Annotated in this window: 22 protein-coding genes and 1 pseudogene; 13 read left to right on the top strand and 10 right to left on the bottom strand. The window is 71.7% G+C overall.

Annotated features, from left to right (window positions below; all coding sequences use genetic code 11):
- Nucleotides 1-3 precede the first annotated feature (3 nt).
- From ACQEVJ_RS44620 to ACQEVJ_RS44605, 4 genes are read left to right on the top strand one after another with little or no spacing between them, the layout of a single operon-like run.
- Complete coding sequence (locus ACQEVJ_RS44620) at nucleotides 4-1,014, top strand: ABC transporter permease (protein WP_433111743.1); 1,011 nt, start codon at nucleotides 4-6, stop codon at nucleotides 1,012-1,014.
- Entirely contained in the window at nucleotides 1,011-2,081 is a 1,071-nt protein-coding gene (locus tag ACQEVJ_RS44615; protein ID WP_433111740.1) for a zinc-dependent alcohol dehydrogenase family protein, read from the top strand. The genes ACQEVJ_RS44620 and ACQEVJ_RS44615 overlap by 4 nt, the downstream gene beginning before the upstream one ends.
- Entirely contained in the window at nucleotides 2,074-3,027 is a 954-nt protein-coding gene (locus ACQEVJ_RS44610) for a DUF4380 domain-containing protein (protein WP_433111737.1), read from the top strand. Before ACQEVJ_RS44615 ends, ACQEVJ_RS44610 begins: the two co-directional genes overlap by 8 nt.
- A gap of 24 nt (nucleotides 3,028-3,051) precedes the next feature.
- A complete protein-coding gene (locus tag ACQEVJ_RS44605) occupies nucleotides 3,052-3,912 on the top strand; it encodes a DUF72 domain-containing protein (protein ID WP_433111734.1) in 861 nt (286 codons plus the stop codon).
- Nucleotide 3,913: 1 nt separating this feature from the next.
- Here ACQEVJ_RS44605 and ACQEVJ_RS44600 read toward each other — a convergent pair whose 3' ends face one another.
- Entirely contained in the window at nucleotides 3,914-5,068 is a 1,155-nt protein-coding gene (locus ACQEVJ_RS44600) for a methyltransferase (RefSeq protein ID WP_433111731.1), read from the bottom strand.
- Nucleotides 5,069-5,169: 101 nt separating this feature from the next.
- Here ACQEVJ_RS44600 and ACQEVJ_RS44595 point away from each other — a divergent pair, with 101 nt between their 5' ends.
- Together ACQEVJ_RS44595 and ACQEVJ_RS44590 are read left to right on the top strand one after the other, a co-directional pair.
- On the top strand, nucleotides 5,170-5,769 hold the full coding sequence (locus ACQEVJ_RS44595; RefSeq protein ID WP_433111728.1) for a TetR/AcrR family transcriptional regulator: 600 nt from the start codon (nucleotides 5,170-5,172) through the stop codon (nucleotides 5,767-5,769).
- Nucleotides 5,770-5,794: 25 nt separating this feature from the next.
- Entirely contained in the window at nucleotides 5,795-6,616 is an 822-nt protein-coding gene (locus ACQEVJ_RS44590) for a class I SAM-dependent methyltransferase (protein ID WP_433111725.1), read from the top strand.
- A 215-nt stretch (nucleotides 6,617-6,831) separates the two neighbouring features.
- On the opposite strand, the gene ACQEVJ_RS44585 is transcribed toward ACQEVJ_RS44590, so the two are convergent.
- From ACQEVJ_RS44585 to ACQEVJ_RS44575, 3 genes are read right to left on the bottom strand one after another with little or no spacing between them, the layout of a single operon-like run.
- Nucleotides 6,832-7,536 carry a hypothetical protein gene (locus ACQEVJ_RS44585; RefSeq protein WP_433111722.1) on the bottom strand — a complete coding sequence of 235 codons (705 nt, stop codon included), beginning with the start codon at nucleotides 7,534-7,536 and terminating at the stop codon, nucleotides 6,832-6,834.
- Nucleotides 7,533-7,871 (bottom strand): PadR family transcriptional regulator, encoded by a 339-nt coding sequence (locus tag ACQEVJ_RS44580; RefSeq protein WP_433111719.1) that lies wholly within the window; start codon nucleotides 7,869-7,871, stop codon nucleotides 7,533-7,535. Before ACQEVJ_RS44580 ends, ACQEVJ_RS44585 begins: the two co-directional genes overlap by 4 nt.
- A 31-nt stretch (nucleotides 7,872-7,902) precedes the next feature.
- A complete protein-coding gene (locus tag ACQEVJ_RS44575) occupies nucleotides 7,903-8,637 on the bottom strand; it encodes a CPBP family intramembrane glutamic endopeptidase (protein WP_433111716.1) in 735 nt (244 codons plus the stop codon).
- A 272-nt stretch (nucleotides 8,638-8,909) separates the two neighbouring features.
- Here ACQEVJ_RS44575 and thrS point away from each other — a divergent pair.
- A pseudogene (gene thrS, locus ACQEVJ_RS44570) lies at nucleotides 8,910-10,139 on the top strand (threonine--tRNA ligase); the annotation flags it as partial.
- Between the two features lies 1 nt (nucleotide 10,140).
- On the opposite strand, the gene ACQEVJ_RS44565 reads toward thrS, so the two are convergent.
- The 5 genes from ACQEVJ_RS44565 to ACQEVJ_RS44545 form a co-directional block, all read right to left on the bottom strand.
- Nucleotides 10,141-11,199, bottom strand: coding sequence for an LCP family protein (locus ACQEVJ_RS44565; protein ID WP_433111713.1), 1,059 nt, complete (start codon nucleotides 11,197-11,199; stop codon nucleotides 10,141-10,143).
- A gap of 2 nt (nucleotides 11,200-11,201) precedes the next feature.
- A complete protein-coding gene (locus tag ACQEVJ_RS44560; protein WP_433111710.1) occupies nucleotides 11,202-11,780 on the bottom strand; it encodes an RNA polymerase sigma factor in 579 nt (192 codons plus the stop codon).
- 221 nt (nucleotides 11,781-12,001) lie between these two features.
- The gene (locus ACQEVJ_RS44555; RefSeq protein ID WP_433111708.1) at nucleotides 12,002-13,258 is read right to left on the bottom strand and encodes an MFS transporter; all 1,257 of its coding nucleotides are present in this window, start codon (nucleotides 13,256-13,258) and stop codon (nucleotides 12,002-12,004) included.
- A gap of 127 nt (nucleotides 13,259-13,385) precedes the next feature.
- Nucleotides 13,386-14,186, bottom strand: coding sequence for a glycerophosphodiester phosphodiesterase (locus tag ACQEVJ_RS44550; RefSeq protein WP_433111705.1), 801 nt, complete (start codon nucleotides 14,184-14,186; stop codon nucleotides 13,386-13,388).
- Between the two features lie 130 nt (nucleotides 14,187-14,316).
- On the bottom strand, nucleotides 14,317-16,080 hold the full coding sequence (locus ACQEVJ_RS44545; RefSeq protein ID WP_433111701.1) for an ABC transporter ATP-binding protein: 1,764 nt from the start codon (nucleotides 16,078-16,080) through the stop codon (nucleotides 14,317-14,319).
- 328 nt (nucleotides 16,081-16,408) lie between these two features.
- On the opposite strand from ACQEVJ_RS44545, the gene ACQEVJ_RS44540 reads away from it, so the two are divergent.
- The 5 genes from ACQEVJ_RS44540 (at nucleotide 16,409) to ACQEVJ_RS44520 (ending at nucleotide 22,766) form a co-directional block, all read left to right on the top strand.
- A complete protein-coding gene (locus tag ACQEVJ_RS44540; RefSeq protein ID WP_433111698.1) occupies nucleotides 16,409-17,887 on the top strand; it encodes a PP2C family protein-serine/threonine phosphatase in 1,479 nt (492 codons plus the stop codon).
- Nucleotides 17,887-18,270, top strand: a complete 384-nt coding sequence (locus ACQEVJ_RS44535) for an STAS domain-containing protein (protein ID WP_433111695.1) — start codon at nucleotides 17,887-17,889, stop codon at nucleotides 18,268-18,270. The genes ACQEVJ_RS44540 and ACQEVJ_RS44535 overlap by 1 nt, the downstream gene beginning before the upstream one ends.
- Nucleotides 18,271-18,396: 126 nt before the next feature.
- Complete coding sequence (locus tag ACQEVJ_RS44530; RefSeq protein WP_433111692.1) at nucleotides 18,397-18,873, top strand: hypothetical protein; 477 nt, start codon at nucleotides 18,397-18,399, stop codon at nucleotides 18,871-18,873.
- The gene (locus ACQEVJ_RS44525; RefSeq protein ID WP_433111689.1) at nucleotides 18,870-20,045 is read left to right on the top strand and encodes a zinc-dependent alcohol dehydrogenase; all 1,176 of its coding nucleotides are present in this window, start codon (nucleotides 18,870-18,872) and stop codon (nucleotides 20,043-20,045) included. The genes ACQEVJ_RS44530 and ACQEVJ_RS44525 overlap by 4 nt, the downstream gene beginning before the upstream one ends.
- Nucleotides 20,046-20,495: 450 nt before the next feature.
- Nucleotides 20,496-22,766 carry a HelD family protein gene (locus ACQEVJ_RS44520; RefSeq protein ID WP_433111686.1) on the top strand — a complete coding sequence of 757 codons (2,271 nt, stop codon included), beginning with the start codon at nucleotides 20,496-20,498 and terminating at the stop codon, nucleotides 22,764-22,766.
- Nucleotides 22,767-23,260: 494 nt separating this feature from the next.
- Here ACQEVJ_RS44520 and ACQEVJ_RS44515 read toward each other — a convergent pair whose 3' ends face one another.
- Entirely contained in the window at nucleotides 23,261-23,662 is a 402-nt protein-coding gene (locus tag ACQEVJ_RS44515; protein ID WP_433111684.1) for a hypothetical protein, read from the bottom strand.
- A gap of 239 nt (nucleotides 23,663-23,901) precedes the next feature.
- Here ACQEVJ_RS44515 and ACQEVJ_RS44510 point away from each other — a divergent pair, with 239 nt between their 5' ends.
- Complete coding sequence (locus ACQEVJ_RS44510) at nucleotides 23,902-24,432, top strand: peptidylprolyl isomerase (RefSeq protein ID WP_433111681.1); 531 nt, start codon at nucleotides 23,902-23,904, stop codon at nucleotides 24,430-24,432.
- Nucleotides 24,433-24,474: the final 42 nt, after the last annotated feature.

Raw genomic sequence — 24,474 nt, 5'->3', positions numbered from 1 at the left:
AACATGAGCACGACCACGCCCACGGGCCCGCCCGTGGCCAAGGCGGCCGCCCGGGGCGGGCTGGGACGCAACACGCAACGGCTGAACGAGATCGGGCTCATCGGGGCCATCGTGGTGCTGTTCGTGGTGCTCGCCGCCACGGCGCCCGGGTTCCTGACCGTGACGAACCAGCTGGCCATCCTGCGCGACGCGGCGACGATCGGCGTCGTGGCGTGGGCGATGACCCTCGTCATCGTGGCCGGTGAGATCGACATCAGCATCGGCCCCGCCGTGGCGTTCTCCTCGGTCCTGCTGGCCAAGGCCACCGGGGAGTGGCACATCCCGTTCGCCCTCGCCGTGCTGGTCTGCCTCGCGGTGGGCCTGCTGCTCGGGGCCGGGGCCGGCTTCCTGCGCGCCCGCTGGGGCATCCCGTCGTTCGTGGCCACGCTGGGCCTGTGGAGCGCCCTGCGCGGGCTGGCGCAGTACATGACGGACGGCCTGCCGGTCCCGCTGGAGGCCAACGGGTTCCTCGACGTCCTGTCCGGGAGCATCATCGGCATCCCGACCCCGGCCATCATCATGGCGGTCCTGTTCGTCGTGTTCCTCTTCGTGGCCAACCGCACGGCCTACGGCCGTTCGGTCTTCGCCGTCGGCGGCAACGCCGAGGCCGCCCGCCTCGCGGGAATCAACGTCTCCCGGATCCGGGTGATCCTGTTCGCGACGACCGGCCTGCTCGCCGCGGTCAGCGGCCTGCTGCTGGCCGCGCGCCTCGGGTCCGGCAACGGCGGCGCGTCGGTCGGCCTCGAGTTCGACGTGATCGCCGCGGTCGTGATCGGCGGCACCTCCCTCGCCGGCGGCAAGGGATCCCTGCTCGGCACCCTGCTGGGCGTCGCCTTCATCACCATCATCGGCAACGGCCTCGTGCTGCTCGGGGTCAACGCCTTCTTCCAGGACGTGGTTCGCGGCGTCATCATCGTCGGCGCCGTGCTGATCAACGTGATGCTCTCCCAGCGGAACGGAGCCCGTAGCTCATGACCACCATGAAAGGCGTCTTCCTGCCCGGCGACTTCAGCGCCGTGCTCCGCGACGTCGAGGTGCCCACGCCCGGTCAGGGCCAGTTGCTCGTACGGGTGGGCGCGTCCGGCATCTGCGGCAGCGATCTGTCCTACATCTACCGGGGGCACAAGACCCACGTAGGCCAGGAGGGCGCGGCGTACAAGGGGGTCGTCGCCGGGCACGAGCCCAGTGGCCAGGTCGTGGAGACCGGTCCGGGCTGCCGGCGTTTCGGGGTGGGCGACCGCGTGATCGTCTACCACATCTCCGGCTGCGGGCGGTGCTCCAACTGCCGCCGCGGTCACATGATCAGCTGCTCCGACTCCGAGCGCAGGTCGGCGTACGGCTGGCAGCGCGACGGCGGGCACGCCGAGTACATCCTGGTCGAGGAGAGCACGGCCGTGCCGCTCCCGGACGAGCTGTCCTACGTGGACGGCGCCCTGATCGCGTGCGGGTTCGGCACGGCGTACGAGGGCCTGCTGCGCACCGGGGTCGGCGGGCGCGACGACCTGCTCGTGGTCGGCCTCGGGCCGGTCGGGCTGGCCGCCGCCATGATCGCGCGCGGTCTCGGCGCGAGCCAGGTGCTCGGCGTGGAGCGCTCGCCCGAGCGTGCCGCGCACGCCCGCTCCCTCGGCCTGTTCGACGAGGTCCTGATCGCCGACGACGGCGTCACCGAGGCCGTGGACGAGGCGACCGGGGGACGCGGCTGTTCGGTGACGATGGACTGCTCGGGCTCGGCCCCGGGCCGGAGCGTGGCCATCCGGGGCGCGGCCGAGTGGGGCCGGGTCTCCCTGGTGGGCGAGGGCGGCCGGCTGGAGACCGAGGTCTCCGACCTGCTGCTGCACCGCCAGCTCACCCTGTACGCCTCCTGGGTCACCTCGCTGCAGGCGATGGAGGAGCTGGCCTTCCGCCTGGTGCGGTGGGGCGCCAGCCCGGAGCGGCTGGTGACCGACGTGCTGCCGCTGGAGAAGGCCGACGAGGCGTACCGCCTGGCCGACTCGGGGCGGACCGGCAAGGTCTGCCTGGTCCCCACGCAGAGCGATGAATAGCCAGGAGCCGCTGGTCCGGCTCGCCGCGCCCTGGGGGGAGGCGGTCGTCATGCCGGGACGCGGCGGGCGGATCATCTCGCTGCGCGCCGCGGGCCGGGAGTGGCTGTGGCGCAACCCCGACCTGCTCGGCGCGTCGTTGGCGCCCACCCCCGCCGCGCGGCGGCTGCCCGCCCTCACCGGGTTCGCGAGCTGGGCGAACTGGGGCGGAGACAAGACCTGGCCCGCCCCGCAGGGATGGTCGTCGGCGCAGGAGTGGGCGGGACCGCCCGACCCGGTGCTCGACGCCGGCGCCTACACCGTGCTGGAGCGCGACGACCTGCGCGTACGGATGCGCAGCAGCGACGATCCGCGCACCGGCCTGGCCGTCACCCGCACGGTCACGATGCCGGCCGGCGAGACCGTCCTCGTGGTCGACAGCGAGCTGGAGAACGTCACCGACCACCCGGTGCGGTGGGCGGCCTGGACGGTGACCCAGTTCGAGACCGAGTCGTTCCGCGGCCATGACGATCCCCGGTGCGGAGTGTGGATCGGGCTGACCGAGCGGCACCGGGCGCCGGTGACCTTGTTCGCCCCCGATGGCGCGCCGGTCCTGGAGCGGGTCTCCCCCTCGGCGGGCCGGGTGCCGGTGCGCGACGTGGTCGGCAAGATCGGCGTCGGCGGCACGGCCGGGTGGCTCGCCGTGGTGGCCCCCGGCGGGGCGACGCTGACGCAGCGGTTCGACGTGCGGTCGGGCGCCCCCTATCCCGACGAAGGCTCCGAGGTCGCGATCTGGATGCAGTACCCCAAGGAGGAGGAGCTGGAGGGGCTGGAGGGCCTGCGCCCCACCGCCCGGCTGGTCGAGGCCGAGACCATGTCGCCCCTGACCCGGCTCGCGCCCGGCGAGGTGCTGCGCCACCGCGTGACCTGGTCCGTGACGGACGTGCCGCCGCCCGTCGCCGGGGAGTGATCCGAACCGGATAGCGTCGGGGCCATGCGGCTTCATGTGGGATGCGCGATGTGGACGCACGCGCCGTGGCAGGGGCGTCTCCTGCCGCACCCGCTTCCTCCCGGGGAGCGGCTGCGGGCCTACGCGACCTGGTGCAACGCGGTCGAGGGCAACACGACGTTCTACGCGACGCCCTCGCGGAGCACGGTCGAGTCCTGGGCGCGGCAGACAGAGCCCGGCTTCCGCTTCGTGGTCAAGCTGCCCAAGCCGATCACCCACGAGCGCCGGCTGATCGGGGCCGACGACGACCTGCGGGCCTTCCTCGACGCGATCGAGCCGCTGGGCCCGCGCGCCCACGCGCTGTGGATCCAGCTTCCGGGCTCGTTCGGCCCGGCGGACGTCGGCACGCTCGCGGCCTTCCTCGGCCGCCTCCCCCGCGACCACCGGTACGCCGTCGAGGTCCGTCACCGCGCGTTCTTCGACGACCCCCGGGCCGCGCGGCTCCTGGAGCGGGTGCTGACCGGGGCCGGCGCCGAGTGGGTGCCGTTCGACACGACCGTGCTGTTCCGCAGCCTGCCGACCAGCGACGCCGAGCGGGACGCCTGGTCGAAGAAGCCGCGCGTGCCGCTGCGGACCGCCGCCCTCACCGACCGCCCGATCGTCCGCTACATCGGCCGCGACGACCCGGAGCGTACGGCCGAGGGCTGGCGGCACTGGGTGGACGCGGTCGCCGGGTGGCTGCGCGAGGGCCGCTCGCCGACGGTGTTCGTCCACACCCCCGACAACGCCGACGCGCTGACGCTCGCCCGCCGGTTCCACGACGACGTACGCGCCGAGGTGCCAGGGGTCGAACCCCTGCCCGAGCCCGTGCCGAACGTGCCGGACGAGCCGCTGACCCTGTTCTGAGTCACCGCTTCACGGCACGGAGCACGACGAACTTCGGGTCGCTCGCCACGACCGCGCAGTTGCCGAAGAGCCGGCGCAGCTTCACGTGGTAGCCGAGGTGGCGGTTGCCCACCACCCACAGCTCGCCGCCCCGCCGCAGCGCGGCACGCGAACCGTTGAACATGCGCCAGGCGGTCGCGTCGGTCCTGCCCCGATGAGTGTGGAACGGCGGGTTGTTCAGCACCAGGTCGGCCGTGCCCGGCGGGAAGTCCGCGAGGCCGTCCGCCGCCACGAAGCGGGCGACGGCGCCCGCTCCGGCGTTCGCCAGGAAGGTTGCCTCCGCCGAGGCCAGCGCCTGGTAGGACTCGTCGATGAACGTCACCTCCGCCTCGCCGTTGGCCAGCGCCGCGGCGAGCCCGACCACCCCGTTGCCGCAGCCGAGGTCGACCACGCGCTCGGGCCCCGTACGCGCGGGCAGGCTGCCCAGCAGGAGGCGGGTGCCGGCGTCGAGACGCTCGGCGGAGAAGACGCCGGCGTGGTTGACGACGGTCAGGCCGGAGACCACCCCGATGCCGGCGGGCAACGCGTAGCTCCGCGGCCACGGATTCGCCCCTCGCGGCAGCCCAGGGTCGGGCGAGCAGAAGATCAGCCGCGCCTTCTTGACCGCCAGCGAGGTCCGGGTCGGCCCGAGGACGCGTTCGAACAGCTTCAGCGTCGAGGTGTGGATCTCCGTGACCATCCCCGCGCCGACCACCACCGTGCCCTCGTGCACGTGAGGGGCGAGGCGGTGCAACTGGTCCTCCAGGAGGGCGAGGCTCTTGGGCACCCGCACCAGCAGCACGTCGATCCGGTCCGGCGGCGCGTCCCTGGTCGTGCGCAGCCGTACGGCGTCCGCGTCGAGGCCGTTGCGCTCGAGGCCGGCGCGGGTGGCCTGCTGTCCGAGGAAGGAGTCGCTGATCTGGACCGGGCGGTGCGCGGCGAGCGCGGTGACGAGGGCGCCCCACCGGTCGCCCAGCACGACCAGGCTCCCCGACAGGTCCACCGGCCCGCCCTCTCGCTCGTCGAGGTGCCGCAGCAGGTACTCGTCGGCCGCGTCCCACGCGCGGAGCTGGTCGCGGGGATCCTCAGGAAAGCGGGCGAGGTCGAACTCTCCTCGCGCCGTCGTCATACGGTCCATCGCACCTCAGGCTAGGGCCTGTACAGAGCTCAGATCTTCAAGTGGGCCGGAGGCCGCGAATTCGGCAGGCTATTTACAATACAGCACAGCACTGTATTGTAATGTCCATGGTGGGGGCGGAACGAGAGCGGCCGCCGGGGCGTCCGCGAAGCGCGGACATCGACGCGGCCATCCTCGCGGCAGCCGTGGATCTGCTGATTGAGCTCGGGATCGACGCCGTCACGATCGAGCAGGTCGCCCGCCGCGCCGGCGTGACCCGGGCGACGGTGTACCGGCGGTTCCCTGACAAGATCCGGCTGCTCGTCGCCGCGATCGGCGCGGGCCAGGACGCGTCACCTCCGCCGCCGGAGCCGGTCGACATCGAGCAGATGCTCGCCGCATGGGCCCACCACCTGGCCCGGCCCCGGCTGCGACAGCTCACCCGCCGGCTGATGACATCGCTTCACGACTACCCGGCCCTGCGCGAGGCGTACTGGAACGCGAGCATCCGGCGGCGCGAGGAGGCGATCCGCGCCAGCCTGGAGCAAGCGCGTGATCGCGGGAGGTTCCCACCCTCCGCCGACCTCGGTGTCATCCAGACGATTCTCACCGGCGCGGTCGGCACGCACCTCACCACCCAGCCCGACACCAGCAGCGAGGACGAGATCCGGGACTTCCTGCTGGCCGTGCTCAACCAGACCGGTTATCGCAGGGGCGGGTAGCCGGCGTGATCACCGGGAGGACCGGATGGGAAAGATCCCCGTCAACTTCACGGGAGTGCGCGTCACCGCGCTTCTGGAGCTCTACCTGCGCTGGCTCGACAGCCGGGATCGGAACCCGATCCTCGGTGACGAGTGGGCGCAGCAGGCGATCGACCGGCTGGGCTTCGACTTCGACCAGTTCAAGCCGCTCGGCCTCGGACGCTTCGCGGTCGGGGTGCGCTCGAGGATGATGGACGACTGGGTCAGGGGATTTCTCGGCCGGACGCCCGGCGCGGTCGTCCTCGACATCGGCTGCGGGTTCGACAGCCGTGTCCGGCGCATCGACCCGGGAGACGGCCACCATTGGTATGACGTGGATTTACCGGACGTCGTCGAGATCGCCGGCCGGCTGTACTCTCCGCGCCCGGGTCACACCGCCGTCGGCGCATCCGTCACCGAGCCCGGCTGGCTCGATTCGGTCCCGCGAGACAGACCCGCGATCGTGGTCGCCGACGGTCTGCTGAACTTTCTCCCCGAACACGACGTACGGCGGATCTTCACCCAGATCGTCGAGCACTTCCCGGCCGGTGAGATCACCTTCAACATCACCTCCCCTGTGGTGAGGAAGCAGCGTGAGAAACGGCCGGTGCCGCTTTTCACGAAGTTCGGGATCGTCGAACAATGGTTTCTCGACGACCCGCGCGACGTCGAAGGATTCCATCCTCGGCTTCGCCTCGCGGAGGCCGGCAGCCTCGGTGACGCCTCCCTCCTCAGGCGCTCCCCGCTGCACTATCGGCTGCTGGTGGCCCTGATCGGCCTGGTCCCCGCGTGGAGGAACGCAGGCTGGATCCTGCGTTACCGCTTCTGACGCGCATCGAAGAGCAAAACGCCCCTGAAGCCGGAGGCCGACTCGACCTCGAACTCACTGCGCACGCACCCCGCTGACCGCAGGCTCGACAAGGCCCCGGAGAGCTGACTCGCCGGCTCTGCTTACGAGGTGCCGACTTGTGGATTCGCGGCCTCCGGCCCGCCTGAAGATCCCAACTCCGTACAGGTCCTGGTGCCCAGGCCCAGGGACGGTGTTCAGTGGCGGCGGCGGGCCGTCCACAGCCACATCACCGCCAGGACGGTGATCGCGACGCAGCCTCCGACGGCCATGCCGGCCAAGAAGCCCGGCCCTTTGCCGCCTGACGGCCCCCACAGGATCCCGGGCATGACCAGGGCGAGCAGGGCCACGGCCAGCACAAGGTAGAACCGCCGGCTGAAGAAGACGTTGCGGCCGGGGGCCGCGGGCGGGGAGTCGAGCTGCGCGGCCGGTCCCACGCTGGCGGCCATGGGCCGCTTGAAGTACCGCCAGTACATCCAGGTGCCGCAGGGCTCCCAGCCCTCGGGCGCCAGCCGCGCGGCCAGCGCGGAACCGCCGATCGACGGTTCCCTGCGGTACTCCCACCGTTGCGGCCGTTCCGGATCGCGGTGGCTGACGAACCTGCCGAGGTGGTCGACCCGGTCGATCTCCCAGCCCTGGTCGCCGAGCCGGGCCAGCATCTGGCGGTCGGTGAAGATGTCGGCGGTCCACCGCCACTCGCCGGCGTCCGTCGCGTCGGCCTCGGGCGCCCGCGCCGCCAGCAACTGCCCGGCGAAGTCGCCGACCGGCCCGAACTCCTCCTCCGGGTCGGCGCCGGTCTCGGCGACGTACGCGGCGAGGTCGGCGACGGTGGCCTCGATCTGCGCCGCGGGCACGTCACCCGCGCGCAACAGGGCCTCCAGTTGGTCGAGGTAGGTGCTCACTTCAACCCTCCCGAGGTCAGCACCGTGCGTACGGACTCGTCGAACGCCAGCCACAGGCGGCCCTGCTCGGCCAGCGTCTGCCGGCCCTGCTCGGTCAGCCGGTAGTAGCGCCGGCCCGGCCCGCGCTCGGTCACCCGGAACTCGGCGGACACCAGGCCCGCCTCCTCCAGCCGGTTGAGCACGGGATAGAGCGTGCCGCCGCGGATCTGCCCGAGCCCGGAGCCGGCGAGCAACTTGGCGATCTCGTAGCCGTAGTTCTCGCCCTCGGTCAGGCTGGCCAGCACCAGCAGGTCGAGGACGCCCTTGAGCCAGCTCGCGCGGCGGTCGGTCGCCATGTGCCTCATCCTCGCACGGTAGGAGTGCTACCTAGACCGCTTCGCCGGCCGTGTTCCGGGCGGGCGCCGGCATGCACACGAGGCCCCGGACGTCGATCAGGATGTGCACCAGGATCGGCAGCAGCAGGCTGCCGGTGGACACGTACACGATGCTGAGCCAGAAGCCGAGGAGGGCCACCACGACCATGCCCTTCCAGCCCTGGTAGAAGTGGCCCGCGACGAAGACCACCAGGGCCAGGGCGGCGGCCAGAGTGGTGTTCAGGCCGAGCACGCCGACGCCGAACGCGATGAGCAGGCCGCGGTAGACGATCTCCTCGCAGACGCCCGCGGTCACCGCCATGGCGAGGCCGTGCCACCGCTCGGCGGAGGTGCGCGGCATCAGTTCCGCCACGGCCGACTGGCCGGGTACGGCACGGCCCGAGCGGGCGAGGCGGCGGAGCAGCAGAGTGCCGATCACGATGGCGCTCATCATGCCGGCGACCGCTGGGGCGACCTGGTCCAGGTTGCCCGGCATCGCGAATCCCAGATCCGCCGGGTCGAGCCCCGGCGACAGCACCAGGATCAACGCCGCCACGGCCAGCCAGACCCACTCCTCGGCGATCCACAGCCGGTACGCGTGCACCAGCGCCCGGGGGTCGTGGGCGCGGCGTCGTGCCAGCCGGTCGTACTGACGCTTGCCCAGCCAGGGAGCGGCGAAGGCCAGATAGGCCGTCAGCGCGACCGTCAGGAGCAGGCCCGGGGTCGAGAAGCTCGCAGAGATGCTCATGGATTGCCGCCCTTCTTACCTGTCTTGGCGATTTAGACGATAAAGCGAGCTAGTTAGGATTGCAACCTAGATAGCGAGCGCCGTCTTCCGCGGAACCGCTTCGGAGACGATCAACGGCTGTGCTAGCGTTCGCGGCATGATGCGCGCCCACCTGACGACGACGCCGGAGACCGTCCCGGCGCGCTGACACGTACTTTCATCGAAGCCCCGGGGCGAGTGCCCCGGGGCTTCGTCGTCCGGTCACTCGCCTCGCCGCAGACGAACGCGAGGAGACCGCGATGCACGACCACCGCAAGCTGGGCCGCGAGCTCGGCCTGTTCGACACCGACCCGCTGATCGGCTCTGGACTGCCCTACTGGCTGCCCGACGGCGCCGTCATCCGGCACACCCTGGAGGAGTACATCCGCGACGCCGAACGGCGGGCGGGCTACCGGCACGTGTACTCCCCCGTGCTGGGCAAACGGGAGCTGTACGAGATCTCGGGGCACTGGTCCCACTACAGCGACGACATGTTCCCGCCCATGGACCTCGGGGGAGAGCAGGTCGTGCTGCGGCCGAGCCTGTGCCCCCACCACGCGTTGATCTACCGCTCCCGCTCGCACAGCTACCGCGAGCTGCCGCTGCGCGTCGCCGAGCTGGGCGGCATGTACCGCTCCGAGCTGTCGGGCGTGCTCGGCGGGCTCACCCGCGTGCGGGCGATCCAGCTCAACGACGCGCACATCTTCTGCACCCTCGACCAGGTCGCCGCCGAGGCGGCCGGGGCGCTGGAGATGATCCGGCGCGCGTACGCCGCGCTCGGCATCCGCCCGGTCCGCTACCGGCTGTCCCTGCCCGGGGCCGGGGGGAAGTACGTGGCCGCCCCCGAGATGTGGCGGCGGGCGACCGCGATGCTGACCGACGTCCTCGACCGCTCCGGACTGGCGTACGAGGCCGTGGAGGGCGAGGCGGCGTTCTACGGCCCGAAGATCGACGTGCAGATCGCCGACGGCGCGGGGCGCGAGGCCACCCTGTCCACCGTGCAGGTCGACTTCCACCAGCCGGAGCAGTTCGACCTGCACTACATCGGCCCGGACGGCGGCAGGCACCGGCCCGTCATGGTCCACCGCAGCATCATCGGCAGCGTGGAGCGGGCCGTGGCGCACCTCATCGAGGTGTACGGCGGCGCCTTCCCCGCCTGGCTCGCCCCCACCCAGCTGGTGGTCCTGCCGGTGACCGAGGCCGAGCTGCCTCGGGCCGAGGCGCTCGTACGGCGCTGCAGCGAGCTGGGCCTGCGGGCGGAGGTCTCCGGGCCCGAGCACGGCAGCCTGGGCGCCCGCGTCCGGACCGCCCGGCTGGTGCCCTACCAGGCGGTGATCGGCGCGAAGGAGGCGGCGGGCGACGAGGTCGCGCTGCGCCTGCGCGACGGCCGCACTCTGGAGGCGATGCCCGCCGCCGAAGTGCTGGCCCGCGTCGGCGGTCTCGTCGACGCCCGCGCCGCCGCCCTGTGGGAGCCCGCGTCGTGACTCAGTTCGCGGCGAGCCGTGCGAACAGGCGGGCGGCGTCCGGCTGCTTCCACTCGATCCGGTTCGGGTCCTTCGTGTAGGGCCGCCACGGCACGGTCACGTACGAGACCCGGGTGCCGGCCCGCTGCACGTCCCGTGCCAGACCGAGCATGGTGTCGAGGTCGAGCCCCGCGTCCGTGGTAGCGGACGTCGCGGCCACGCGGACGAAGGCGGCCAGGGCGGCGGGATCGTCGAGACGCGACACCTTCTTCAGCATCGCCTGCATCAGGGCCGTGTTCCGCTTGACGCGGGCGATGTCGGAACCGTCGCCGAGCGCGAACCGCAGGCGCGCGTACGCCACCGCGGTCCTGCCGTCCACCACCGAGCGGCCGGCCGGCAGCTTCAGCTTCGACTTGGGGTCGTCCACGGCGCGGGGGAGGGTGACCACGACGCCGCCGAGCGCGTCGACCAGCTTCTCCAATCCGTCGTAGCGGATGGCGACGGCATGGTCGACGCGCACGCCCGTGGTGGTCTCCACCGTCCTCCACGCGCAGGTCAGGCCGCCGATCGCGTACGCCTGGTTGATCAAGTCCTGATGTGCGGCGACGGTCTTGCCGTCGGCCGACCGACACTGCGGGATCCGGACCATGGAGTCGCGGGGCAGGCTGACGGCCGTCGCCCGCTTCCGGTCGGCGGACAGCCGCAGGAGAACCATGAGATCGCTGCGCTCGCCCAGGTCGCCGACGTTTGCGGACGTCGGGCGCCGGTCGGAGCCGAGGAGCAGCACGGTGAGCGCCCCGCCGTTCTTCTGCGGCCGCTCCCAGGTGGGCGGCGCCACGGTCTGCGCGCCGGTGGTCCCGCGCAGCAGCACGGTCGGCACCACGACCAGCGCGGCGGTGACCACCGCGACCGCCGCCAGGGCGATCCACCCCGCCCGGCGGCCGCCCGTCCATCTCGTCAGGCGCGGGCGGCGACCGCCCGTCACCTCGTCGAGCAGGCGACGCCGCTGGCGTGCGAGACCTGCCGGGGGCTCATGCTCGAGGCCACGGCCGAGGTCGCGGAGCATCGTCAGGTCGTCCATGGCTACTCCTCGTCCCGCAGCGGATTGGTGTGGCCGAGCGCCTCGCGCACCTTGCGACGGGCCCGGTTCAGGCGTGAGCGCACCGTGCCCACGGGGATGCCGAGGGCCTGCGCCGCCTCGTCGTACGACAGGTCGGCCCAGGCGATGAGCAGCAGAACGTCGCGGTCGCCCTTCGACAGGCGCGCGAGCGCGGCGGCCAGCAGTGGGCGGACGGCCGTCGCGCTCACGCCGTCCTCCACTCGTTCGGCGGGGGAGTCCGCGACGTCGTCCAGCGGGCTGCGCGTGAGTGCCCGGTAGCGGGCGGCCTCGTCGCGGTGGTGCCGGGAGACGAGCTTGCTGACGATGCCGAACAGCCAGGGACGGGCGTCGGGGCGGGTGAGGTCGTAGCGGTCCCGGCGCCGGAAGGCGACCAGGAACGTCTCGCCCACCAGGTCCTCGGCGACCTCCGGACCGAGGCGGCGGGACACATAGCGGTAGAGCATCGCCGCATAGCGGTCGAACAGCGCCGCGAACGCCTCGGGCCGCGCCCTGGACTCGGCGATCAGGTCCGAGTCCAGGCGTGGGGAGGTGAGGGGGATCATCAACGACACCATGGCATCGAGGCCGCCTAACCCTTCGGGGATCTGACAGCCATGTCTCGCCACTTGTCGCGCTTCGGGTTCATGGCATGGACGCGCCAAAGGTGCCGCTGCCGGCGCTGCGCCTACTCGGTAGGTGTCGGCCGGCCCGGGGTGCGGCGTTTCGGCCCCGCCCCGGGCCCTGGTCACACGTACGAGGCCGTCATCGCGTCCGGTGTCGCGTTTCAGGACGCGGCGGGCACGCGTGTGGGCTTCTCGTCGACGACCCGCAGTCCGCGTACGCCGGGGGCCAGCAGCGCGGCCAGCGTGGCCACGATGATGACCGCCCCGCAGGCGACCAGCGCCGGCCGCGGCCCCACCGCGATGGCCACCGGCCCGGCCAGCAGCAGGCCGAGCGGCCCGAACATCAGCGACCCGAGCGCGTCGTAGGAGCTCACCCGTGACAGCGACTCGGCCGGGATCTCGCGCTGCATGGTGGTCTGCCACAGCACGCCGAAGATGTCGAAGCACACCCCCATCACGAACGCCCCGCCCACGACCGTCCACAGCGGTGCGTTCAGGCCGAGCAGCACGTACGGCGCGGCGGTGGGAAACGTGAGGAGCGTGGCGACCAGGATGGGCCGCCGGGGCCGCAGGCGCAGCGTGACGACGACTCCCACGATCATGCCGACGGCCTCGCCCGCGAGGACGGCCGACCATGCGGGCGCCCCGCCCAGCGACTGCTTGGCGACCAGCGGCCCGAGCACGCCGTGGGCGGCCTGCAGCGCCATGACCAGGATCGAGAACTGGGCGACGACCACCCACAGCCACTGCCGGGAGATGAACTCGCGCCAGCCGTCCCGCAGTTCGGCCAGCACCGAGTGCCCGCCGCCGGCCGCGCGCTCGGCGGGCGTGAGGCGCAGCAGCGCGATCAGCACCCCGGCCACGGTGAACATCGCCCCGCTCGCCGTCAGCGCCCATCCGCCCCCCAGCAGGACCACGGCCGCGCCGCTCAGCACGAGGCCGGTGACGCGGGAGATGTTCTGTCCCAGTCCCAGCAGCGCGTTCGCGGTCTGCAGCCGGTCGGCGGGCACCACGTCCGGGATGATTCCGGTGAGGGCGGGGAACAGGACCGCGGCGGCGATGCCGCTCACCGCGCTCGCGGTCACGAGGGCGGGCAGCGGAGTCCAGCCGGTGAGCATCATCGCGGCCAGGCAGAAGTACGCCGCCGCGTTGAGCGACTCCCCCACCATCATGACCCGGTGGCGCGGCAGCCGGTCGGCGATCACTCCGCCGACGAGCATGAACAGCACCATCGGCAGCGCCTCGGCGGTGAGCACGGCGGACAGCGTCGTGGCGGTCGCGCCCGGGAGGCCGAGCACGCCGAAGGCGAGGGCCACCGGCGCGAAGGCGGTGCCGAGTACGGAGATCGTCCGGGCCGCCAGCAGCAGGGCGAACCGCCGATCCCTGAGCAGGCCGAGATCACGGCGGAGGCCAGGCACGAGAACAACTCCGGAGGACGTGGAACAGGGGGAAGGGGGCGACAGTCCATCGTGCCCTCCCCGCCCGTGCCCGTCATCTCATTTACGGCCGCACGGGATTCGACGGGGAGGAGCGGCCGACGCCCGTTCACGCGTCGGCCTGGCGGCGGCATCTGCCGTCCAGCCAGGCGCGGTAGTCCGCGGTGTGGCTGGTCATCACGCTGTTGGGAGCCTGGTCGAACACGGCCCGCCACCGCGGCACGTTGAGCTGCCAAGGGGGCGGCGGCTCGTCCCACTTGACGCCGTCGGTCCACTTCGCCGCCGACCCTCGCAGATGCTCGGGCAGCCGGTTGGCGAGCTCCGCCTCGATCCACTCGTCGCGCGAGTAGACGAGGATCGGCTGCGCGTCCTGCCGTTCGACGATGGGATCGACGATCTCCCGCCACGCGGAGGCGCCATACGCCGGGTCGGCCAGGACGGGCCCGGCGGACTTCTTGATCTCCAGCAGCGCGACCAGCCCCCGGGCGCGGACGTGGTCGAGCCACTCCCGCAGCGTCGGCACCCGCTCACCCGCGTACGGCCCGCGGGCGACGCGGCGGTCCCGCAGGTCGCCGGGCCCGTCGGCCCACCCGATCTCGCTGATCTCCTGCCGGGGGCCGGTCAGCCCGTTCGTCGTCCTGTTGTGCCACATGACGGCCTTCGCGCCCCGCCGTGTGAGCTGGACGTCGGCCTCGACGCCGTCGGCGCCCCACGAGGCCTGGTCGTCGACCGCCCGCAGCACGTTGGGCTGGCGGATCACGTCCTTGGCCTTCGCGCCGGCGCTCTTCGGGTAGCCGCCGTGGCCGATCACCAGCGGACACGGGGGCAGCTCCGCCGCCGGCGCGGGTGCCGGCGCGGCGAGCACCGCGACCACGAGGGCCAGCGCGACTCCCGCCGATGCCCTGGTCATCGATCGTCCTCCCCCTCGATCGCGGCTGACCAGCGCATTGTGCGCGGCCGGCGGGGAGCGTGCGGCCGGCGCCGCGCGGGCGGACCCTTTCTTGACGACACCGGGATTCCTTACGACACCGGGGAGTGGTTCAGGCGAGCTGGGCGGCCTGGAGCCCGGAGTAGACGCCCGGTCTGCGGCTCAGCTCGTCGTGGGTGCCCACCTCGGCGATCCGGCCGTCCCGCATCACGACGATCCGGTCGGCCGTGCGGATGGTGGACAGGCGGTGGGCGACGACGAAGACCGTGCGGCCCGCGACCAGGCGGGCGAGCGCCTGCCGGATCAGCGCCTCCGACGCGGTGTCGAGCGCCGAGGTCGCCTCGTCCAGGATCAGCACCCGCGGGTCGCGGACGAGCGCGCGGGCGATGGCGAGCCGCTGCCGCTGGCCGCCGGACAGCCGCGCGCCGCGCTCGCCCACGATCGTGTCGAGCCCGTGCGGCAGCCGGTCGATGAACTCCAGCGCGTTCGCGTCGCGCAGGGCGGCCCGCAGGACCTCCTCCGGCACGTCCCGCATGCCGTACGTGACGTTGTCGCGGATGCTCCCCTCGAACAGGATCGACTCCTGGGGGACCACGGACAGGAACCGCCGGTAGGTCCGCAGGTCGAGTTCCTCCATGTCCCGGCCGTCCAGCAGGATGCGCCCCGAGGTGGGACGCAGGAAGCCGATGACGAGGTTGAGCACGGTCGACTTGCCCGCCCCCGAGGCCCCGACCAGGGCGATGGTCTCCCCGGGGGACACGGTGAGGCTGAAGTCGTCCACTGCGGGCCGGTCCGCCTCGTAGGCGAGCGACACCGACTGGAACTCGAACTCGCCGCGGACCGCCGTCACCTCGGCCTTGCCGTCGTTGTTCTCCAGGTCGGGCGCCTGGAGCACCTCGCCGATCGAGCGTACGGACTCCAGGCCCTTGCTGATCACGGGCGTCAGGCTCATCAGCGTGGTGACCGAGGTGGTGAGCGTGGTGAAGAAGGTGCTGAGCATGACCACGTCACCGGCCGTGATCGGCAGCACCTGGTAGTAGGAGATCATCGCGGAGCCGGCCAGGAAGCCCGCGGCGAGCACGTTCAGCGTGATCCAGGCCATCGCGCCGAACCGGCCGTTGAGCAGGTCGAGCCGCAGGCCGGTGCGCAGGACGCGGGTGAGCGTGCCGTCCATGCGGTGCAGCGCGTCCTGCTCCAGGCCGTGGGCGCGGGTGATGGGGATCAGGTGCGTCATCTCGGTCACGCGCGCCGACAGCCGCTCGACCTCCTGCCGGAAGCTCTCGTTGTCGGCGCGCAGACGGTTGCGCATCCGCATTACCAGGACCGCGGCGGCCGGGACGACGAGCAGGAAGACCGGCAGCGCGGCCGGCACCCGGAAGGCGATCACCACGAGACCGCCCATGAGCATGGTCACCGCCGACAGGCCGCTGTCGGCCGTCTGCTGCACCATCTGCTCGACGCTCTCGACGTCCCTGACGACCTTGGTCTGCAGCACCCCGGCGCTCACGCGGGAGTGGTAGCCGATCGACAGGTGCTGCATCCTGCGGCACAGCGCCGACCGCAGCCCGGTGCCCACCTGGCGGATCGCGCCGTGCAGGCACCGTACGTACAACAGGTGGCCGGGGAGGTTCAGCAGGAGCAGGACGAGCAGTACGGCCGTGGACGTCAGCAGGTCGGCGACGGGCGCGTGCCGGACGAGCGCGTCGATGACGTTCGCGGTGACGAGCGGGAGCAGCCAGGTCGGGCTGTGCTTGACCGTGAAGGCCACGACGGCGAGGACGAGGCGGGGCCGGTGCTCCCGGAAGAGATAGGCCAGTGTGCGGAGCGGGTGCTCGCCCCGATACCGATGGTCCAGAGCGTTGTGCGGAAGCACCATCCCGACAATCCCCCTACCGGAACCCGAGAAGGGTAAAAGTTCCTAAAAGATCCTAAGAGCCGACAGGGGAGTGTGCCCAGGACGGACGGGAACCTCGCGGGGAGACCAAGGGGCATCAAGGGCCTATTCTGAAGGCCGGAGGGTAATCTCATCGGGAAGGCAAGAGGGATCCTCCCGAAGTCCGCTCTTGTGGATGTCTCGCGGAAGGTGGCCGGCGGATCCGATGAGTGGAGGTGATCGCACTCTGCGGCTTACTCCTGTGAGCGGCCCCTCGCTCGACGCGGGCGCATCGTCTCCCGAAGCCGCTACGGCGGGGCTGGTGCAAGCCATGCTCGATGCGGTCCCGGTTCAGGGCGTCTGGCTGGTGCCCATCCGCGATCAGGCCGGTGCGATCCTCGACTTCGAGGTGTGCGCGGCCAGTCCCGAGGCCAGGGACGTCCACGACAGGACCGGCAAGGAACTCGTCGGCCTGCGCGCGCTCGAGGCGTATCCGGGCGTCGCCGGCTCCCCTCTGTGGGACGCCTACCTCCGCGCCATGGAGAGCGGGGAACCCGAGGACGTCGATCCCTACGTGCACCGGGAGGACGGGAACGGCGTGACTCACCTGTCCACCTACGGTGTCCGCCTCGCCCGGCTGCAGGGCGGCCTTCTCGTCTCCTGGGTTCGCCGGGACAGGGAGGAGCGCCTGTCTGCCCGGCTGCTCCACACCGAGCGCCTGGGTCACCTCGGGTGGGGGCACTGGAGCCTGATCACCGGAGAGGCCGAGTGGTCCGACCAGCTCTACGTCATCCACGGGCGCGACCCGGCCGAGGGGCCGTTCGCGCTGGAGTACTACCGCGAGATCGCCCACCCGGACGACATCCCGATCGTCGAGCACGCGCTCACGACGCTGAGCGGCAGCGGCGGGCCGCACGAGTTCGAGATCCGCATCCGCGCCGGCGAGGAGTACCGGCACATCAGGGCCACGGCCGAGGTCAGCCGGGACGCGAACGGGCGGCCCGTCGAGATCCACGGCGTCGTGCAGGATGTGACCGACTGGCGCAGGACGGCCGTCGAGCTCGCCGAGGTCACCCAGCGGCTGGAGGAGGAGTCGCAGCTCACCGCGCGGCTGCAGAGCATCATCCTGCCGGTGCAGGACGCGGTGCCCGGGCTGCAGATCGGCGTGCGCTACTTCCCGGCCGAGACGGCGCCGCTGGGCGGCGACTGGTATCAGGCCATCCACCTCGACCACGAGGAGGCGCTGCTGGCCGTGGGCGACGTCGCCGGGCACGGTCTGGCCGCCGCCTCCGCGATGGCGAAGCTGCGGCACGCGATCACCGGGCTGGCCTTCGCCGACCACGATCCGGCGCAGATCCTCGTGGCGCTGAACCGGCTGCTCCGGCGGATGCGGCCTGACGTGCTGGCGACGTCGGTCGTGGCCCGCTACCGCACCAAGGACCGCACGCTGAGGTGGACCCACGCGGGCCACCCGCCGATGCTGCTCGTCAGGGGGAGCAAGGTGCACCGGCTGCTGCACCCCGGCGTGCTGCTCGGCGTCTTCGAGGACGTGAGCTACAGCTGTGCCGAGATGCGGCTGGAGCCGGACGATCTGCTCCTCATGTTCACCGACGGTCTCATCGAACGGCCGGGCCGGGACCTGTTCGAGGGCCTGGACATCCTCAGCGCGGCGATCGCCGAGACGGTGCCGAAGGTGCCACCGCAGGATCGGGTGGCGGCGGTCATGGAAGCCCTGGCCCCGAGTAACACCGGCGACGACACCTGCATCCTGGTCGCGCGCATTCTGCCGAACTCCTTGGAAGTGTCCTGATGTCTGACCTTCACAACATCTCGACAGCCGAGACCACGTTCGCCGCCGAGAGCAGCGGAAGCATCGGAGTGCTGACGGTGCGGGGGACGCTCGACTTCACCACGCACGAACCGGCCACGGAATTCTTCGACAAGGCATTCGCCCAGTTCGGGCCGCACCTTGTGGTGAACCTGCTCGAACTGGACTTCCTCGATTCCAGAGCGACGGGGCTGCTGGTCAACTGCTGGAAGCGCGCGCTGGACGAGGGAGGCTGGCTGGCCCTCGTCGCGGTCGAGCAGGGCGCGGCCCGCGCGTTGTGGATCACCGGGCTGACGTCCCACGTCCCGGTCTTCCCCACGGTCGCCGACGCCCTCGCCGCCGCGCCGTCGAGCGACGCCGAATAGCCCGCCGGTCGCCGTCCCGAGACCGTCACCTCGGGCCCAACTCCTCCTCACGTGCCGTCACGGGCGGGATAGAGCCCATGAGCAGGGGTAGCACCCGAGGAAGTCGGCCGTGGAGGGGGCGAAGCCATGAAACGTCTCGTTGCCGGAGCGGCGGCGCTCGCGGTTGCCGGCCTGGGGGTGGCGCGATGGGCGGCCGCGCGTGGCCGGGTGCCGGGCGCGGCGAAGGACCCCCTGGAGTCCAGCCGCTGGCTGGGCGTCACGATCAACCGGCCGCCGGACGAGGTCGCCCCGGCCGGGCACCTGCCGGAGCCGCTGGCCCGGGTGGACGCCGAGGTGCGGATGAACAGGGCGCCCGGCGAGCGGGGCACGGAGATCTACGCCCGGCCGAGGGAGCATCGGGCCGGCGCCGAGGGCGTCCTCGCCCGGCTGCGGGGTGAGGACTCCCGCACGGTGATCCGTACGGCGCTGCGCGAGACGAAGTCCCTGCTGGAGACCGGCGACGTGCTGCGGTCGGACGAGGAGATCGGCACGACCAGGCCGACCCTGCCGGGCAAGGTGCTCGACATGGCGCTGGGACGCGCGTCCGAAGGGGGGCGGCTGTGAAGGCGTTGTGCTGGCAGGGCGTGAACGAGTTGTCGGTCGAGCAGGTGCCCGACCCCGTGATCCTCAACGCCCAGGACGCGATCGTGAAGGTGACGGCGAGCACCACCTGCGGTTCCGACCTTCACCTGCTCGGCGGCTACATCCCGGCCATGCGGGCCGGGGACGTCATCGGGCACGAGTTCATCGGCGAGATCGTCGACGTCGGCCCCGAGGTGAGCCGGCACCGGCCGGGCGACAGGGTGGTGGTCTGCTCGATCATCGGATGCGGCCGCTGCTGGGCCTGCCGGCACGACGAGTGGTCGCTGTGCGAGAACAGCAACCCCAAGCCGGGCGTCACGGACCTGATGTGGGGCGGCACGACCGCGGGCATCTTCGGCTACTCCCACGCGATGGGCGGCTTCCGGGGCAGCCACGCCGAGTACATCCGCGTGCCCTTCGTGGACTACAACGCGTTCACCGTCCCCGAGGGCGTCTCGGACCTCGACGCCCTGTTCGCCTCCGACGCGGCCCCGACGGGCTGGATGGGCGCCGAGCTCGGCGGCGTACGGCCCGGAGACGTGGTCGCGGTGTGGGGGTGCGGCGCCGTCGGGCAGATGGCCGCCCGGGCCGCCATGCTCCTCGGCGCCGAGCGGGTCATCGCGATCGACCGCTACCCGGAACGGCTGGCCATGACCGCCCGCCACGTCGGCTGCGAGGTGATCGACTACACGAGCACCGATGTCACCGCCGAGCTGCGCGAGCGCACCGGCGGCCGGGGCCCGGACGTGTGCGTCGAGGCCGTCGGCATGGAGGCCGACAGCACCGGGATCCAGCGCGTGTACGACGGGATCAAGCAGCAGCTGCGCCTGGAGCAGGACCGCCCGATCGCGGTGCGTGAGGCGATCCACGCCTGCCGCAAGGGCGGATCGGTGTTCGTGCTGGGGGTCTTCGGCGGCTTCGTGGACAAGTTCCCGCTCGGCGCGCTGATGAACAAGGGCCTCACGCTGCGGGGCGCGCAGCAGCACGGCCAGCGGTACATCCCGAAGCTCCTCGACCTCATCGCGAAGGGCGATCTGAAGACCTCCTACCTCGCGACGCACACCATGACCCTCGACGAGGGGCCCAAGGGCTACGACATGTTCAAGCACAAGAAGGACGGCTGCGTCCGCGCCGTCTTCCGCCCCTGGGCCTGACCTGACCGTGAGAGAGCCCGCCGCCTCCGTGTGAGGCGGCGGGCTGGTGATCTCAGCGGACGGCCGGGGCGGCCAGCCGTTCCGCCTCGTGGTGCAGCGCCTCGATGAGGACGAGCTCCAGGCGGAGCTTGTCGTCCACGAGGCTGTCGAGGACGTCCATCCGGGCCTCCTTGTTTCCAAAGACGTCCCGCGGCGCGCGGCGGTTGACCATGGCGCGATGCGAATCCGGACGAAATGTGGCGATGCGTCCCGCCGATCGCGTCGTACACGCGCTACCCAGGACGGACGCGACATCACTCACATCAGTCACAGAAGTCCCGGAAAACAAAAAATCCACCCCGGAGCGGAGTGGACGAAGGCGTGCTGCACCACAGAGGCGCTATGCCGTATAGTGAAGAGATTCCCAGATATCTGAAAGTCAGACACTCTCACTAGGAGCTTATCATAGGAATGGGTGACCGTCAATCCGACTCCGCTCGTGCCGAGGCCCTGCGGATCGAACAGTCCTATGTCTCCATGCTGTACGGCCGCCTCGACATCGCCCGGCAACGAGCCGAGCGCGGCATGCGGGAAGTCCTGGCCCGCGGCGGCACGGGAACCCGGCAGGCCGTCGTGGAGCGGGAGGTGACGGCGGCCGAGCACGCCCGCCGCCTCGCGCAACTGTCGGCCGTCGAACGCGGCCTGTGCTTCGGCCGCATCGACGACGCCGGGGGCGAGACCCTCTACATCGGCCGCATCGGGCTGCGCGACGACGATCACACGTCCGTGCTCGTCGACTGGCGGGCCCCCGCCGCCCGCCCCTTCTACGTCGCCACCCCCAGCGACCCGGAGTCCCTCGTACGCCGCCGGCACCTGCACACGCGGCACCGCGATGTCGTGGGCATCGACGACGAGGTCTTCGACCTCGACCGGATGGCCGACGGAGACCGCCGTACGCTCGTCGGCGAGGCCGCGCTGCTCGCGGCACTGCGCCGCGGGCGCACCGGACGCATGGGCGAGGTCGTCGCCACCATCCAACGCGAGCAGGACCGGGTGATCCGCTCAGGCCTGGCGGGGGCGCTCGTCGTGCAGGGCGGGCCGGGCACGGGCAAGACCGTCGCCGCCCTGCACCGGGCGGCGTACCTGCTCTACACGCACCGCGACACGCTGGAGCGGCGCGGTGTGCTCGTCGTCGGCCCGAACGCGACGTTCTCGCGCTACATCAGTCAGGTGCTGCCCGCGCTGGGCGAGACGCAGGTGGTGCTGACGAGCATGGGCGGGCTCCACCCAGGGGTGCGGGCCACCGACGAGGACGAGCCGGCCGTCGCCGTCGTCAAGGGCGACCCGCGCATGGCCGAGGTGGTCGAGACGGCGGTCCGCGACCGCGAGCGCGTGCCGGAGGGCGATCTGGAGGTGAGGATCCCGGTCCGCACGTCGGTGCGCGGCGGCGTGGAGGTGGTGGTCGAGGAGATGCCGCTGCGGGTGGACCACGCCACCTGCCTGCGGGCCAGGGACCGCGCACGCGGCCTGCGGCGGCAGCACAACATCGCCAGGTGGAGCTTCGTGGACCAGATGCTGCGGGTGCTGGCGCGGGACGAGGCGGCGCGGCTCGACCGGCCGCTTGAGGACGGCGACCTGCGGTACGCCGCCACGACCCTGTGGGAGCACCGGTCGGTGCGCGACGCGCTCGACGCCCTGTGGCCGGAGATCACGCCGGAGCGGCTCGTCCGCGAGCTCCTGTCGGACGAGGAGCGGCTGCGTACGGCGGCCGGGCCCTTCCTGACGGAGGAGGAGCGCGCGCTCCTGCTGCGGCCCCGTGAGGCGCCGTGGACGGTCGGCGACGTCCCCCTGCTGGACGAGGCCGCCGATCTGCTCGGCGAGTACGACTACGGAGCGGGGGCCAGGCGGCGCCGCGCGGAGGAGGAGCGCCGCGAGGAGGAACTGTACGCGCGGGAGGTCCTGACGATCACCGACGCCGATCCGGTGCTCGACGCGACCCTGCTGGCCGGCCGCAACCGCGACGACGGGCCGTACGTGACGACGGCCGATCGGGCCGCCCGCGACCGCACCTGGGCGTACGGGCACGTGATCGTGGACGAGGCGCAGGAGCTGTCGGCGATGGCGTGGCGGACGGTGATGCGGCGGGTTCCGGCCCGCTCCCTCACGGTGGTCGGCGACATCGCCCAGACCGGCTCTGCGGCGGGCGCGCGGTCGTGGGGCGAGATGCTCGACCCGTACGTGAAGGGGCGCTGGCGGGAGGAGCGCCTGCTGGTCAACTACCGGACGCCGGCCGAGATCATGGAGGTAGCCGCCGACGTGCTGCGCGCCGTGGCGCCCGGGGAGGAGCCGCCCGAGTCGGTCCGGTTCGGCGGCGCCCGTCCCCGCGCCGTGCCCGCCGACGGCACCGACCTGCGGCTGCTCGTGGAGTCGGAGCTGCGCGAGATCGGGGAGGGGCGGGTCGGCGTCGTCACGCCGGACGCCCGGCACCCGGAGGTCGCCGCGCTGTTCCCCGAGGCCGTCGATCCCCTGGACAGCCCGATGGCCGTCCTCACCGTGCGCGGCTCGAAGGGCCTGGAGTTCGACGCGGTGGTGGTCGTGGACCCCGAGGGCATCCTGCGTCAGTCGCCGAAGGGCGGCCAGGACCTGTACGTCGCCATCACTCGAGCGACCCGGCGGCTCACGGTGGTCTACGAGGACCGGCTCCCCGCCCTACTGCACCGCCTGAAGACTTCGATTATCTAGTCGGATTGTCACGGATGGTGGCCAGGTCGGTCACTGCGCCGGAAGGAACCTCCGGTCCTCGCGAAGCCCGCTTCGCTGGGCCTTCGCTCCGGTCCTCGCTCCCTTCCGCTCCGCTCCCTCCGGAGGACGCCTAGCGGGAGACACCGAGCGAGCCGGAGGGGCGCGCCGCCGGTCTGGACTGAGGAGCCGCGCGGGAGCGAAGCGACCAAGCGGCGACGAGGGCTGTGTTCCGGCGCGCCTCCGGCACGACCCGGCGGATAACAGCGCCCCGATGAGCGGAGCGGGAAACACCGAGCGAGCCTGAGGGGCGCGCCGCCGGTCTGGACTGAGGAACGCGCGCAGCGAGGAACGAGCGAGCACGTGACGAGGGCTGTGTTCCGGCGCGCCTCCGGCGCGACCCGGCGGACGTGAGCGCCCCGATGAGCGAAGCGGGAGACACAGTACGGCCGGCGTTGGGGGAACGCCGGCCGTACTGGGTGGCTGTGAGGGATGTGCTAGGACATTTTTCCCGAGATCTCGTCGGCGGCCTTGTCAGCCTTCTCGCCGACTTCTCCGGCCTTGTCTCCGACCCACTTGCTGGCGTCGGAGCCGGTGTGCCGCATGCTCTCCCGCATCGTCTCGGTCCAGCGCTGGGCGTTGTTGCGGTACATGGCCACACCGACCGCGCCGATCGCGACGCCGCCGAGCAGCGCGACGACCGGCCAGCGCCGGCGGGTCTTCCTGGCGCTGCTCACGTCGATCCGGCGGGCCAGTTCGGCCAGGAACGCGCTCACGATCGGAGCGATCTGCTCCTCGACCGACTGCGCGGCCTGGTCGAGCTTCGGCGCCGCCCAGACTCTGGCGTCCTCGATTCGGTGCGTGGCCAGATCCCGTGCGGTCTCCGCAACCGGGCTCATCCGGCCACTGGCCCTCCTCGCCTGGTCTGTCATCCTGCTCAGCCACGTTTGCGGGATGACTACCTCGGCGCGGCGCCTTCTGTTCATTGTCAGGGACACGATCAACCTCCCCAATCGACGGGGCCCCGGAACGACCCCTTCCCGGATGGTCGTGGCTCAATCACGAGCGGTGCTTGAAGGCATGCTCGATACCCTGTTCACCGGACAACTAACACGAGCTACCAAAGGGGGCGGCCTTCGTGGCTGACAACCTCATCGCGAATCTGCGCACGAACCACGGCACGATCCGCGTCCAACTGTTCCCCAACAAGGCGCCGAAGACCGTGCGCAACTTCGTCGAACTCGCCGAGGGCACCCGGGAGTGGACCCACCCGGAGACCGGCGAGAAGCAGACCGGCAAGCTCTACGACGGCACGATCTTCCACCGGGTAATCAACGGCTTCATGATCCAGGGCGGTGACCCGATCGGGCAGGGCGTCGGCGGTCCGGGCTACAGCTTCGACGACGAGATCCACCCCGAGAACCAGTTCAACCGGCCCTACCTGCTCGCCATGGCGAACGCGGGCAAGCGCTTCGGCAAGGGCACCAACGGCTCCCAGTTCTTCATCACCATGAGCCCGCAGTCGCACCTCAACCAGGGCCACACGATCTTCGGTGAGGTGATCGAGGGCACCGAGGTGGTCGACGCGATCGGCAAGACCCCCACTGGCCGCAACGACCGGCCGGTGAACGAGGTGGTCCTCGAGGAGGTCACCATCGAGCGGTCCTGACGCCGCCTCTCCGGACGCCCCGGCCGCGCGAACGCGCGGCCG

Origin of the sequence: Microbispora sp. CA-102843 (genome assembly GCF_050936215.1) — a bacterium.
Lineage (GTDB): Bacteria > Actinomycetota > Actinomycetes > Streptosporangiales > Streptosporangiaceae > Microbispora.
This window is presented reverse-complemented; position numbering and strand designations above follow the sequence as displayed.